The sequence below is a fragment of the Kitasatospora sp. NPDC042419 genome (assembly GCF_056437345.1).
Genome location: NZ_JBWKAW010000028.1, coordinates 47,750 through 61,814, shown reverse-complemented (window position 1 = coordinate 61,814; position 14,065 = coordinate 47,750). Strand labels below are relative to the sequence as shown.

Annotated in this window: 4 protein-coding genes; all 4 read right to left on the bottom strand. The window is 77.5% G+C overall.

Translation table 11 applies throughout. The features are described from left to right. Position 1 precedes the first annotated feature (1 nt). The 4 genes from AC067J_RS35140 to AC067J_RS35125 are packed head-to-tail and all read right to left on the bottom strand — an operon-like array spanning position 2 to position 13,924. Complete coding sequence (locus AC067J_RS35140; protein ID WP_478306250.1) at positions 2-3,235, bottom strand: amino acid adenylation domain-containing protein; 3,234 nt, start codon at positions 3,233-3,235, stop codon at positions 2-4. Continuing rightward, positions 3,232-4,809 (bottom strand): class I adenylate-forming enzyme family protein, encoded by a 1,578-nt coding sequence (locus AC067J_RS35135; RefSeq protein WP_478306248.1) that lies wholly within the window; start codon positions 4,807-4,809, stop codon positions 3,232-3,234. Before AC067J_RS35135 ends, AC067J_RS35140 begins: the two co-directional genes overlap by 4 nt. Continuing rightward, positions 4,806-10,589, bottom strand: a complete 5,784-nt coding sequence (locus AC067J_RS35130) for an amino acid adenylation domain-containing protein (RefSeq protein ID WP_478306246.1) — start codon at positions 10,587-10,589, stop codon at positions 4,806-4,808. The genes AC067J_RS35135 and AC067J_RS35130 overlap by 4 nt, the downstream gene beginning before the upstream one ends. Beyond that, the gene (locus AC067J_RS35125) at positions 10,586-13,924 is read right to left on the bottom strand and encodes an amino acid adenylation domain-containing protein (RefSeq protein ID WP_478306244.1); all 3,339 of its coding nucleotides are present in this window, start codon (positions 13,922-13,924) and stop codon (positions 10,586-10,588) included. The genes AC067J_RS35130 and AC067J_RS35125 overlap by 4 nt, the downstream gene beginning before the upstream one ends. Between the last annotated feature and the right edge of the window lie 141 nt (positions 13,925-14,065).

Here is a 14,065-nt window from a genome sequence, read left to right as displayed (position 1 = left end):
GCTACTCCTTGCGAAGGTCGGCGACGGCGGCGGCGACGCCGTGCACGGTCGGGGTGTCGAAGAAGACGTCCAGGGGGACGGCGACGCCGAGCTCCCGGCGGATCCGGGCGGCGATGGCGGTGATCAGCAGCGAGTGGCCGCCGAGGTCGAAGAAGTCCTCGTCCGGGCCGAGGTCGTCCAGCCGCAGCACCTCGCGCCAGATGGCGAGCACGGTGGCGGTGGTCGGGTCCAGGGTGTCGGGACCGTGGGGGCCGTCGGGGGTGTCGGGGCCGCCGTGCTCGGCGGGCGGGGCCGGCGGTTCCGCCCGGACCGGGGCCGGTTCGGGCAGTGCCGCGCGGTCCAGCTTGCCGTTGGGGGTCAGCGGGAAGGCGTCGAGGACGAGGAAGGCACTCGGCAGGACGGCGGCGGGCAGGGTGGCGGCGAGGTGGGCGCGCAGCTCGTCCGCCCCGGGCTCCGGCCCGGACGGGACGACGTAGACGGCGAGCCGGCGGTCGTCCCCGGGGCCGTGCAGGGCGGCGGCGGCCCGGGCGACGGCGGGGTGCTCGGCCAGCCGGGCCTCGATCTCGCCGAGTTCGATCCGGTGGCCGCGCAGCTTGACCTGGGTGTCGGCGCGGCCCACGTACTCCAGGGTGCCGTCGGGGTGCCGCCGGACCAGGTCGCCGGTGCGGTAGAGCCGGGCGCCGGGCGGCCCGTACGGGTCGGGGAGGAACCGGGCGGCGGTCAGGCCGGGGCGTCCCCGGTAGCCGTGGGCGACGCCCGCGCCGCCGAGGTACAGCTCGCCGGCCAGCCCGTACGGGACGGGGTGCAGGCGCTCGTCCAGGACGTGGGCGCGGGTGTTGTCGAGCGGGTCCCCGATGCCGATCCGGCCGTCCGTCCCGACGGGTTCGGCGAGGGTGGACCAGACGGTGGTCTCGGTGGGGCCGTAGACGTTGACCAGGCGGGCGGTGGCGGCGGCCAGTTCGGCGGCGAGCGGCGCGGGCAGGGCCTCGCCGCCGGTGAGCGCGGTCAGGCCGGGGGCCGCGTCCTCGTCCGGTGCCCCGAGCCCGGCGTCGAGCAGGACCCGCCAGCCGCTGGGGGTGGCCTGGACGTGGCTGATCCGCTCACGGGCGATCAGCGCGAGCAGTGCGGGCCCGTCCCGGTGGGCGCCCTCGGGGGCGAGGACGACGCGGCCGCCGGTGGTGAGCGGGAGCAGCAGTTCGACGGTGGAGATGTCGAAGGAGAGCGAGGTGAGGCCGAGCCAGCGGTCCGCGGGGCGGGCGCCGAGCCGGTCGCGCAGGGAGGCGAGCAGGTTGGCGAGCGCGCCGTGCGGCACCTCGACGCCCTTGGGGGTGCCGGTGGAGCCGGAGGTGTAGAGGACGTAGGCGGGGTGGGCGGACGAGGGGCCCGCGGGCAGCGCGGGCCCCTCGCCCGGTACGGGGGCCGGCTCACCGGGCGCGGCGGTCGCGGCATCGGGGACGAGGACGGGGACGAGGACGGGGACGGGGTCGGCGGGGGTCGGACCGGCGGGGGCCAGGTCGGCGGGTGTGAGGTCGCCCGGCCCGTCCGGCTCGCCGGTGATCCGCAGGGCGAGCCCGGCGTCGGCGCGCAGGAAGGCGAGCCGCTCGGCGGGGTACTCGGGGTCGAGCGGCAGGTAGGCGGCGCCGGCGGCCAGGGTGGCGAGGACGGCCACCAGCTGGTCCCGGCCGCGGGGCAGGGCGATGCCGACCAGCGCGCCCGGACCGGCCCCGTGCCGGGCGAGCGCGGCGGCCGCGTGGGCGACCAGGCCGGCGAGTTCCCGGTAGGTGTACACGGCGCCGTCGGCGACCAGGGCGACGGCCTCGGGGGTGGCCGCCGCGCGGGCGGCGAACAGGGCGGGGACGGTGTCCTCGGCGAGTTCGGGGCGGGGCGCGGGCGCGGCGAGCTGGGCGGCCCGTTCGGCCGGGCCGAGCAGCGGCAGGTCACCGACGGGGGTGGCGGGGTCGGCGAGGGCGCCGTCCAGCAGGGTGACGAGGTGGCCGGCGATCCGTTCGGCGGCGTCCGGCGTGAAGGCCTCCGCCCGGTACTGCAGGCTTCCGGTCACCTCGTCCTCGGAGTCGACGAGCTGGAGGTGGAGGAGGTTGCGGGCGGTGCCGGCGAAGCCGGTCCAGCGGACGGCGGCGGTGAGGGCCTCCCCGGTGAGAGCCTCCCCAGCGGCGGCCGGTCCGGCCGCGGCGGCGCCGAAGTCGGGCTCCGCCGGGCCCGTGGGCCGGCGGCGGTAGCTGACCGAGAGCGGGGTCAGCGCGGTGCGCGGGGTGAGGCCGCGGACGGCCCGGCCGAGCGGCACGGCGCGGTGCGGGTAGAGGCCGCGCAGCCCGGTGCGCACGTCCTGCGCGAGGTCCGCGAACGGCTGCGCGGCCGACGGGCCCGTGAACAGCGGGAGTTCGTTGACGGCGAGGCCGACGGCGACCGGCTCGCCGGGGCGGCGGACGGACAGTTCGACGGCGGTGGCGGGCGCCCGGTTGCCGTAGCGCAGCAGCAGGGCGTGCCAGGCGGCGGTGAGCAGTTCGAAGCGGGTGACGCCGAGCCGGTCGGCGGTGGCCGCCAGCGCGGTGTGCCGGGCGCCGGCCAGCCGGAAGGGGACGGCGGCGCCGGGCGCGGGGGCGGCGCCGCCGTCGGTCGGCCGCCGCAGGCCGGGCAGCACGGGCGGTCCGGGCTCGTGCCAGCGGTCGGCCCAGTAGGCGGTGGCGGCCGCGACCTCCTGCGGCGCCGGCTCGACGGCGGCGGGCACGGCGGGGCCGGCGGGCACGGCGTCCGCGGCGGACCCGGCGTCCGCGAGCTCCCCGCGGTAGGCGGCGGCCAGGTCCGCGACCAGCCGGTCCTTGGACTCGCCGTCGAAGGCCAGGTGGTGGGCGGTGACCAGCAGCACGTGCCGCGACGGTCCGGTCCGGTACAGGCCGAACCGGGCGAGCGGCCCGGCGGCCAGGTCGAAGCGGGCGGCCGTCTCGTCGGCGAGCAGCTTGTCGAGCTCGTCCTCGCCGCAGTCGGCCAGGCGCAGCGCGGGCGCCGGTCCGGCCAGGACGGCGGTGCCGTCGGGGGCGATCCGGCTGCCGAGCGCCGGGTGCCGGCGGACGACCGCGGCGCAGGCCTCGGCCAGGGCCGGGACGTCGAGCGGGCCGTCGAACCCGACGGTGACGGCGAGGTGGTAGGCGGCTCCGGCGTCGAGGGTCTGCTCGGTGAGCCAGATGCCGTGCTGGGCGGGGCTGAGGGGGGTGCTCATCGGGGTGCCTCGGGGGACTCGTGGGTCGTCAGGAGCCGGCGCAGTTCGCGTTTGAGGACCTTTCCGCCCTCGTTGCGGGGCAGTGCGTCGAGGAACAGGACGGTGGCCGGCAGTTCGTGCGTGGCGAGCCGGTCCAGCAGGAAGGTGCGCAGGTCGGCGGCGGTCGGCGCGTCGGGCGCACCGCCGTCGGCAGGAGCGAGGACGACGGCTGCGGCGACCACGCTGCCCAGGACCGGGTGCGGGACGCCGAACGCGGCGGCGTCGGCCACCAGCGGGTGGCTGTGCAGGGCGTTCTCGACCTGGAGCGTGGAGACCTTGTGGGCGCCGGACTTGACGACGTCCTTCTCCCGGTCGAGCAGGTGCAGGAAGCCGTCCTCGTCGATCCGCCCGAGGTCGCCCATCCGGACCCAGCGGCCCTGGAACACGGCCGGGTCGCGCTCGCCGAGGTAGCCGCGCGGGGCGGTCGGCGAGCGGAGCCAGAGCTCGCCCGGCTCGCCGGGCGGGACCGGGCGGCCGTCGGCGTCGGTGATCCGCAGGTCCGCGAGCGAGGCCGGCTGCCCGGGCGACTCCGGGTGCTCCGGGTCGAAGAGCAGGGTGACCTGGGCGGGCGCGGCCTCGGTGGAGGTGTAGTAGTTGGCGATCTGGGCGTGCGGGAAGGCCCGGCTGAGGCCCAGTGCGACCGGCTGCGGGAGGGCGGCGGCGGTGGAGCCGACCAGCTTGACGCCGTCCAGCGCGCTTCCGCCGCCCGGTGCTCCGGTACCGCCCGGCGCGCCGGCGGCGCCCGCCGTGGCCTTGGCGAGGGCGGCCGAGCCGAGCAGTTCGACCGCCATCGCGGGGACGACGAACACGCTGCCGACCTCGTGTTCGGCGATCAGCCGGAGGAACCGCAGCGGGGTGAACTGCGGGGCGGCGATGCAGGTGGCGTGCGCGTTGAGCGCGTTGACCAGCATGGTCTGGCCGGCGTTGGTGCCGACCGGGAAGGCGTGCAGGAAGGCGGCGGAGTGCCGCAGCGGGCGGCGGCGCTCGTCCAGCGTGCAGCCGTACGCGAGGTTGGCGTGGGTGGCGGTGACGCCCTTGGGCGTGCCGGTGGTGCCGGAGGTGTAGAGGATCTGGGCGGGGGCCGCCGGGTCGGCGTCCGGGAGGCCGGGGTCGGCGGGGTGACCGGCGGCGTCCGCCTCGGTGAGCGCCGTCACCCCGGCGGCGGCGAGGTCGACGGCGACGTCGGCGGCGGTCGCCCCCGCGTGCAGCAGGAACCGCGCCCCGGAGTCGGCGAAGGCGTGCGCGGTGACGGCCGGGGCGAGCCGGTCGGAGAGCGGGACGGCGACGCCGCCGGCCCGGAGCACGGCCAGGTGGGCGACGGCGTAGGCCGCCCAGTCCGCGGTGCCGTGGCGCAGGCCGACCCGGTCGCCGGGGCGCAGGCCGGCGGCGCGCAGGGCGCCGGCGAGCGCGCCCGAACGGGCCTGCCAGGAACCGAAGTCGAGCCGGTCGGGGCCGTTGACCACGGCGGTCCGACCGGGGTGCGCGGCGGCCCGGTGGGCGAGCAGTTCGGGAAGGGTGGCGGGGGCGCGGTTCATTCGGCGCCCGCCTTCGCCCGCGGTGCGGTGTCCGCGTGCCCCCGGTGCGCCGCGTCCGTCCCGGCGCGCCGGGTGGCCTCCTCCGCGGCCCGGCGGGCCGCCGCGGCGCGGGCGCGCTCGCGCAGGCCGACCAGGTCGTCCGGTTCGGCGTCGGGCACGTCCCGGTCGAAGCGGGCGAGTGCGGGCAGCCGCAGCCCGACGGCGACCAGCACCAGCATGGCCAGGCCGAACAGCACGTACATCAGGGCGATGCCGCGCCCGGGCCCGGTCCCGATCAGCGGGCCGAAGACCGGGGCGAGCGCGCCGCCGGGCTCCATCAGCGGGCCGAACACGGCCGAGCCGACCGGGGCGATGACTCCGTGGCCGAGCGGCAGGGTGGACCAGGCGACCAGGGTGTTGAGCGCGAAGACCCGGCCGTGGAACCGCTGCGGCACCTTGACCTGGACGATCGTCGAGTAGACGCCGTTGACCAGGGAGAGCGCGAAGGACATCCCGAACGCCCCGGCGGCGATCACCCAGAGGCCGGCGTGCAGGCCGGTGACGGCCCCGGCCAGGGCGAGGAGGGCGGCCAGGCCGAGCATGCCGCGCAGCCGGTGCCGGCGCGGCCCGCCCCAGAAGCCCATGGCGACGCCGCCGAGCAGCGCGCCCGCCCCGCCGGCCACGGCCACCCGGGCGGCGCCGTCGAGGTCGTCGAAGGCGAGCACCATGGGGGTGACGAGCAGGAACAGCGGGGAGAGGAAGACGTTCAGCCCGGCGAACCAGAGCAGCATCGCCCGGAAGCCCCGGTTGCGCCAGGAGTAGCCGAAGCCCTGCTTGATCTCCTCGGTGAGGGACTCGCGCCTGGTCCACGGCAGCGTCCGGGGGAACCGCACGGCGAGCAGGATGCCGATCGCGAGGACGTAGCTGGCCACGTCGATGATCAGGATGCCGCGCAGGCCGATCGCCGCCATCAGCGCCACGGCCACCAGCGGGACGACGAACTGGGCCGTGCCGAAGGCGAGCTGGACGATGCCGTTGGCGTGGCCGAGGTACTGCTTGGGGACGATCTGGGGCACCGCGGAGGCGTAGGCGAGGCGCTGGAAGGTGAGCGCGACGGAGAGCACGCCGAGCAGGACGTAGACCGTCCAGGAGTGCAGTTGCCCGGCGAGCAGCAGGGCGAGCATCGCGGCCTGGGTGGCGCCGGCCGCGGTGTCCCCGGCGAGCATGACCTTCCGCCGGTCGAGGCGGTCGACCAGGGCGCCGGCCAGCGGGCCGACCAGGATGCCGGGGAGCATGGCGACGACGGCGTAGAGCGCGTACCGGGCCATCGAGCCGGTCTCCAGCAGGATCCAGATCGGCAGCGCGAACTCGGTGAGCGCGGAGCCGGTGATGGAGGCCAGCTGTCCGGCGGCGACGGCGAGGAAGCGGCCGAAGCCGGGCTGCGGGCCGTCGGCCTCCGGTCCCGCGGTCGCGCCGTCCTTCGCAGCGTCCGCCGCCGGGGCGGGGGCGGGCGTGGCGGGGGCGGCCGTGGCCGGGGCGGGGACGGCCGGGGCGGGCGGGCCGGTCTCGCCGTGGAACCACCAGGAGTTCTCGGGCGCCCGGGCGGGCAGGGTGCCGGTCTCCCCCGCCAGGACGGCGCGGTGCACGGTGGTGACGGCCTCGGCGACCTCCCCCGCCCGGTACTTGACGAAGAAGTGGCCGCCCTGGTCGAGCACCGCGACGGCGGAGCGCTCGGCGAGCAGCAGCCACTCCCGGTAGCGCTCCTGGTAGAAGTCGGCGGCCGGGTCGTGGTCGCCGACCAGCGAGACGAGCGGCGCGCGCAGCCGGGGCGCGCCGGCGGCGACCTCGGCGATGGCGCGGGTGAAGTACGCCTCGGCGGCCTTGGAGTCGCGGCGCATGTTGCCGACGATGAACCGGACCTGTTCCTGGTCGAGTTCGGAGGTGTCGACGCCCATGCCGGTGAGCCAGTTGAGGTAGACCCGGTCGCCGAGCAGCGGCTCCAGCGAGGCGAGTCCGCTGAGCGCGGTGAGCACCCTGCTGCGCGGCTTCGCGAAGGGGAACTGGGCGCCCGCGTAGACCGCCTCCAGTTCGCGGCCGGAGGCCTCCAGCAGGCGGGCGGTGGCGACGGCCAGCGCGGTGCCGACGCCGCAGTGGCCGTAGACGACCACCGGCCCGTCGACCCGTTCGCGGACCTCGGCGGCCAGCTGCTCGGCCAGCTCGTCGAAGGGCAGGTGCTGTTCGGTGACGCCGATGTCGTGGCCGGGGATGGCCACCGCCCACAGTTCGGTGTCGGCGGGCAGCAGGTCGGCGACCGGCTGGTAGACGACGGCGCTGCCGCCCCCGTACGGGACGCAGACCAGGGTGAGCCGGCGGCGGTCGGCGGGGACGGGCCGGGTGAGCCGGTGCAGCAGCCGGCGCGGGCCGCGGTCCTGCTCGTCGAGGGAGGCGAGCGCGGCGAGGTCGCGGACGGTGCGGCAGGTGAAGAGGTCCATCACGCTGACCGGGCGGGCGCCGGCCTCGGCGAGCCGCCGGCGGGCCTTGGCGACCACCTGGGTGGCGAGCAGGGAGTGGCCACCGAGGTCGAAGAAGTCCTCGTCGGTGCCGACCTCGGGCAGGCCGAGCACCTCGGCCCAGATTTCGGCGAGCACCCGCTCGGCGGGGGTCTCGGGCGCGGTGGTCCCGGCGTCGCGGCGCAGCTGCGGGGCGGGCAGGGCCCGGCGGTCGAGCTTGCCGTTGGGGGTGAGCGGCAGGGCGGGCAGGACGGCGAAGGCGGTGGGCACCTGGTGGTCGGGCAGGGTGCGCTTGAGTGCGGCGCGCAGCGCGGCGGGGTCGGGTTCGTCGGCGCCGGGCGCGGGGACGAGGTAGCCGACCAGGCGCTTGTCGCCGGGCCGGTCCTCGCGGACGACCACGGCGGCGTCGGCGATGCCGGGCTGGGCGCGCAGGGCGGCCTCGGTCTCGCCGGGTTCGATCCGCAGGCCGCGGATCTTGACCTGCTGGTCGATCCGGCCGAGGTGTTCGAGGGCGCCGTCGGGGCGGCGGCGGGCGAGGTCGCCGGTGCGGTAGAGGCGGGCGCCGGGCGGGCCGTAGGGGTCGGGGACGAACCGGGCGGCGGTGAGGCCGGGTCGGCGGTGGTAGCCGAGGGCGACGGCGGTGCCGCCGATGTGGAGTTCGCCGGGGGCGCCGGGCGGCACGGGCCGGAGCGCCTCGTCCAGTACGTAGAGGCGGGTGTTGTCGATCGGCAGGCCGATCGGGACGGTCTCCGGCGGGCCCTCGCACTCCCAGGCGGAGACGTCGACGGCGGCCTCGGTGGGCCCGTACAGGTTGGCGAGCGCGCAGCCGGGCAGGCGGGTGGTGAACTCCCGTGCGGTGTCGGGCGGGAGGGCCTCGCCGCTGCACACGACGCGGCGCAGGGCGGTGCACTGCTCGACGCCGTCCTCGGCGAGGAAGACGGTGAGCATGGCGGGGACGAAGTGGGCGACGGTGACGCCCGCCCGCACGATCAGGTCGCGCAGGTAGCCGCTGTCCTTCTGGCCGCCGGGCCTGGCGAGGACGATCCGGGCGCCGGTGGTGAGCGGCCAGAAGAACTCCCAGACGGAGACGTCGAATCCGGCCGGGGTCTTCTGCAGGACGGCGTCCCCGGGGCCGATCCGGTAGGCGTCCTGCATCCACCGGAGGCGGTTGGCGATGGCCCGGTGGGTGTTGGGGACGCCCTTGGGGCGGCCGGTGGAGCCGGAGGTGTAGATCAGGTAGGCGGTGTCGTCGGGGGCGGGCCCGTCCGGGCCGGCGGGGCCGGCGGCTCTGCTTCTGGCCTTGGGCCATTCGCCGGGGTCGTCGAGCAGCAGGACGCGGGCGGTGCAGCCGTCGGGGACGGGGAGGCGGCGCTGGGTGAGCAGGACGGGTGCGGCGCTGTCGGCGAGCAGGAAGGCGAGCCGCTCGGCGGGGTACTCGGGTTCGAGCGGGGTGTAGCCGGCGCCGGTGCGGAGCACGCCGAGCAGGCCGGCGACGAGTTCGGGCGAGCGTTCGGCGCTGACCGCGACCAGGCTGCCCGGCCCGACGCCCTCGGCGGCGAGGCGGGCGGCGATCCGGTCGGCGGCGGCGTCGAGCTGACGGTAGGTCAGGGCGGGCTTGCCCTCGAAGGCGACGGCGACGGCGTCCGGGGTGCGGGCGATCTGCTCGGCGACCAGGGCGGTCAGCGTGGTGTCCGGCCGGTCGACGGCGGTGTCGTTGAACTCGTCGATCTCGAAGGAGCGTTCGGCGGCGGGGAGGTCGTCGAGGGCGGACAGCGGGGTGTCGGGGTCGGCGGCGACGGCGGTGAGCAGCCGGCCGAGGTGTCCGGCGAGGCGGGCGATGTCGGCCTCGGCGAACAGGTCGGTGTTGTAGTTGAACGAGCCGAGCAGGCCCTGCGGCCACTCCTGCAGGAACAGTTCCAGGTCGAACCGGGTGCCGCTGGCCCGCACCCCGAACGGCTCGACCTCGACCGGCAGTTCGCCGGTCCCGTCGCGCTGGGTGGCGTAGTTCTGGACGGCGAGGACGGCCTGGAAGACCGGCGGCCGGGTGACGTCCCGGGGCACCTTGAGCTCGGTGACCAGCTGGGCGAAGGGCAGCTCCTGGTGGGCGTAGGCCTCCAGGCAGGTCTCGCGGGTGCGGCGGAGCAGTTCGGCGAAGGCCGGGTCGCCGTCCAGCCGGGCGGGCAGCGCCAGGACGTTGACGAACATGCCGACGAGCGGTTCGAGTTCGGGCTCGGGGCGGCCGGCGACGGGCGAGCCGACGGCGAAGTCGCGCTGGCCGCTGTAGCGGGCGAGCAGGGCCTGGAAGGCGGCGAGCAGCACCATGTGGACGGTGGCGTCGTGCTGCTTGCCGAGGGCGGTGAGCCGGTCGAGCAGGTCGCGGTCGACGGCGAAGCCGTAGCCGGCGCCTTCGAAGGTCTGGCGGGGCGGCCGGGGGCGGGAGAAGGCGAGCTCCAGCGGTTCGACCCCGGCCAGTTCGCGGGCCCAGTGCGCGACCTCGGCGGCGAGCCGCCCGCCGCTCAGCCGCTCGCGCTGCCAGATCGCGAAGTCGCCGTACTGGACGGCGAGTTCCGGCAGCGGGTCGGGGCGTCCGGCCGCGTGGGCGGCGTAGCTGCGGAGGATCTCGCCGAGCAGCACCTCGCTGGACCAGCCGTCGCTGACGCTGTGGTGGACGACCAGCAGCAGGACGTGGTCCTCGGCGGCGAGCCGGATCAGCAGGGCGCGCAGCAGCGGGCCGCGTTCGAGGTCGAAGGGGACGGCGGAGGCCTCGTCGACGAGCCGTTCGGCGTGCGCCTCGCCGTCGGCGTCGACCACGGTGAGGTCGGCCGGGCCGGGCGGCTCCACGGCCAGTACCGGGCGGCCGTCGTCGGTGGCCGGGTAGCGGGAGCGGAGCGTCTCGTGCCGGGCGACGGAGCCGTCCAGGGCCCGGCGCAGCGCGTCGGCGTCCAGCGGCCCCCGCAGCCGCCGGACCACCGGGATGTTGTAGGCGGCGGTGCCCGGCGCGAACTGCTCCATGAACCAGAGCCGTTCCTGGGCGAAGGAGAGCGGCACGGGCGCGTCGGCGGCGCGGCGGGCGATCGCCTGGCGCGGGGCGGTGCGGGCCCTCAGCCGGCGGCTGAGCAGCTCCCGCTTGGCGGCGGTGAGGCCGGCCGCCGGGGGCGCGGCGGCAGCGGGGACGGCCGCGGCTGGTGCGGCGGTGGCAGTGGCGGGTGCGGCGGTGGCGGGTACGGCGGTGAGGCCGGCCGCCGGGGGCGCGTCCGCTCCGGTGGCGGGGCTGGTGGTGTCGGTGCTCATGAGGGCGTTGCGGTCCCTTCCAGGGCGTCCTGCGCGGCGAGCAGCTCTTCGGCGGCGTCGTCGGACAGCGCGTCGAGCTCGGCGACCAGGGCGGCTTCGACGGCGTCGGCGAAGGCGGCCACCGTGCGGTGGGTGAAGAGGGTGCGCAGCGGGACGGCCAGGTCGGCCGTGCCGCGGATCCGGGCGATGACCCGGGTGGCGAGCAGGGAGTGGCCGCCGAGGTCGAAGAAGTCGTCGTGGACGCCGACCCGGTCGAGGCCGAGCACCTCCTGCCAGACCTCGGCGACCAGTTCCTCCGCCTCGGTGCGCGGGGCGAGGTAGGCGGCGCGCAGCTCGGGGCGGGTGTCGGGGGCGGGCAGCGCCCGGCGGTCGAGCTTGCCGTTGGGCGTGAGCGGCAGCGCGTCGAGGGCGACCAGCGCGTTGGGCACCAGGTGGGCGGGCAGCGCGGCCGCCAGGTCGGCGCGCAGTGCGGCCGGGTCGGGCGCCCCGGCGCCGGGCGCGGCGACGACGTAGCCGACCAGGCTGTCGCCGCGGGCGACCACCGCGGCCTGGCCGACGCCGGGCCGGGCGAGCAGGGCCGACTCGACCTCGCCGGGTTCGATCCGGTAGCCGCGGACCTTCACCTGGGCGTCGATCCGGCCGAGGAACTCCAGGGCGCCGTCGGCCCGTCGGCGGACCAGGTCGCCGGTGCGGTAGCGGCGGGCGCCGGGCGGGCCGTCCGGGTCGGGGACGAAGGCGCGGGCGGTGGCGCCGGGCCGGCCGAGGTAGCCGTCGGTGACGCCGGCCCCGCCGACGACCAGCTCGCCCGGGGTGCCGGGCGGCACGGGGGTGCCGTGGCGGTCGAGCACGGCGACGGTGGTGGCGCCGATCGGCCGGCCGATCGGCGGGCGGTGCGCCGCGTCGGCGGCGGTGAGGTCGGCGGTGGTGGCGATGACGGTGGTCTCGGTGGGCCCGTAGGAGTTGACCAGCCGCACGGTGTCGCCGAAGCGGGCGCGCCAGGCGGCGACGGCCTCGGGGGCGACCTGGTCGGCGCCGAGGATCAGCAGGCGCAGTCCGGGCGGCCAGGGGGTGGCGTCGAGGTCGGCGGTCAGCTGGTGCCAGTACGGCGTGGGCAGGTCGAGGACGGTGAGGCCGGCGGCGGACGGTTCGGCGAGCTGGTCGGGCAGGGCCGCGCCGGGGTCGGCGACCACCAGGGCGGCGCCCGCGGCGAGGGCCGGGAACACCTCCTCGGCGCAGGTGTCGAAGGAGAGCGAGGCGTACTGGAGCACCCGGTCGGCGGCGGTGATGCCGTAGCCGTCGCGCATCCAGGCGACCCGGGCGGCCAGCGCGCGGTGCGGGACGAGGACGCCCTTCGGGGTGCCGGTGGAGCCGGAGGTGTAGACGAGGTAGGCGGGGTCGTCCGGGCCGGCGGCGGCCCCGGCCGGAAGCCGTGCGGGCGCGGTGTCCGGCGCCCCGGCACCACCCGGCGCGGGCGGCACCGGGAGCACCGGGAGCACCGGGACGGTGCTGCCCAGGCCGTCGACGGGCGCGCCGTCGGCGGTGACCAGCACGGCCGCGCCGCTGTCGGCGAGCATGAAGGCGAGCCGGGCGGCCGGGTACTCCGGGTCGAGCGGCAGGTAGCCGGCGCCCGCCCGCCAGGCGGCCAGCATGGCGACCACCGCGCGCGGCCCGCGCGGCAGGCAGAACGCCACCAGGTCGCCGCGCCGCACCCCGCGGGCCGCCAGCCGGGCCGCCAATTCCGCTGATGCGACGACGAGGTGCGACCGGTCGAGGGTCTCGTCGCGCCCGATCAGCGCGGCCGCCGCCGGCTCGGCCGCGGCGGCGAGGTCGATCGCGTCGAGCACCGTGGCCGGGTGGCCGGGCAGCGGCGGTCCGGCGGACTCCCCCACCGACGCGGCGAGTTCCTCCGCTTCCAGGAGCGGCAGCAGGTGGACCGGGGTGTCCGGACCGGCGAGCGCCGCACGCAGCAGGGTGTCGAAGCGCCGGCCGAGCCGGACCACCCACTCCTCGTCCAGCAGATCGGTCCGGTAGCCGAACACGGCCTGCAGGTCGGCACCGTCCGGCCGGACGTCCAGGGCGAGTTCGAACTTGGCGGCGGTGTGGCCGCCGTCGGTCTCGGCGCAGACCAGGTCGGCGAACGGGTGCTCGTCGAGCGCGCCGCCGCGCTGGGTGTGCACGGTGAGCAGGGTCTGGAACAGCGGGGTGCGGCCCGGGTCGCGGTCCGGCCGCAGCTCCTCGGCGAGCTGCTCGAACGGCACCCGGCCGTGGCCGAGCGCGCCCAGCCAGTCGGTGCGCACCCGGCGCAGCAGCGCGTCGAAGGTCGGCGCGCCGTCGAGGTCGGCGCGCAGCACCAGGGCGGAGGAGAAGTAGCCGACCGTCGACTCGCTCTCGACGGTGGTGCGGGCGGCGGTGGGCACGCCGACGCAGAAGTCGTCCTGGCCGGTGCAGCGGTGCAGCAGGGCCTGGTAGGCGGCGGCCAGCACCATGAACGGGGTCAGCCGGCGGGCGCGGGCGAAGGCCTCCAGCTCGGGGCCGACGCCGCGCAGGATCCGGGTGTGGAAGGCGCCCGTGCTGCCCGGCCCGGCGGGCCGGGGGCGGTCCAGCGGCAGCTCCAGCGCGGGCGCGCCGGCCAGCCGCCCGCGCCAGTACTCCACCGCCTCGGCGGCCTCCGGTCCGGCCAGCCAGGCGCGTTCGGCTGCGGCGTGGGCGGTGTAGGAGGGCGGGGCGGGCAGGTCGAGCGGCCGGCCGGCGCGGTGCGCGGCGTAGCGGTCGGCGAGTTCGGTGCGGAGCAGGCCGAGCGACCAGCCGTCGGCGGCGATGTGGTGCAGGACGAGGCAGAGCACGTGCTCGCGCTCGCCGGTGCGCAGCAGGGCGGCGCGCAGCAGCGGGCCGGCGGCCAGGTCGAAGCCGCGGTTGGTGCGTTCGGCGAGCGCGGCCGCGAGGTCCGCCCCGGGGTGGGGCGCGCCGCGCAGGTCGACCCGGTCGAGCGGGACGGGCGCGGGCGGGTCGACCACGGCGGCCGGGCGGCCGTCCTCGGCCGGGAACCGGGTGCGCAGCGCCTCGTGCCGGGCCACCACGCCGTCGAGGGCGGCGCGCAGCGAGTCGGGTGCGAGGTCGCCGGTGAGGCGCAGCACGAGCGGGATGTTGTACGCGGGGTCGCCGGGGTCCATCTGGTCGAGGAACCAGAGGCGTTCCTGCCCGACGGTGAGGGCGGTGGGTTCCTGCCCGGTGGTGGGCTCCGGGCCGGTGGTGGGCTCCGGGCCGGTGGTGGTGGGCGTGCCTGGCGCGGACGGCTGGGCAGGCCGGTGCTCGGACTCCTGGACGGTCGTGGACATGACACTCCTCGGTACCCGCCCCACGGAGGGGACGGCGGGTCTGGGACATGGCTCGGCCGCGTGCCCTGCATGGGTGGGAGGGAGCTGCGCGCTCGGCGGGAGGCGGCGGGCCCCCGTTTGGCCGCCGCGGTCCGGATCATG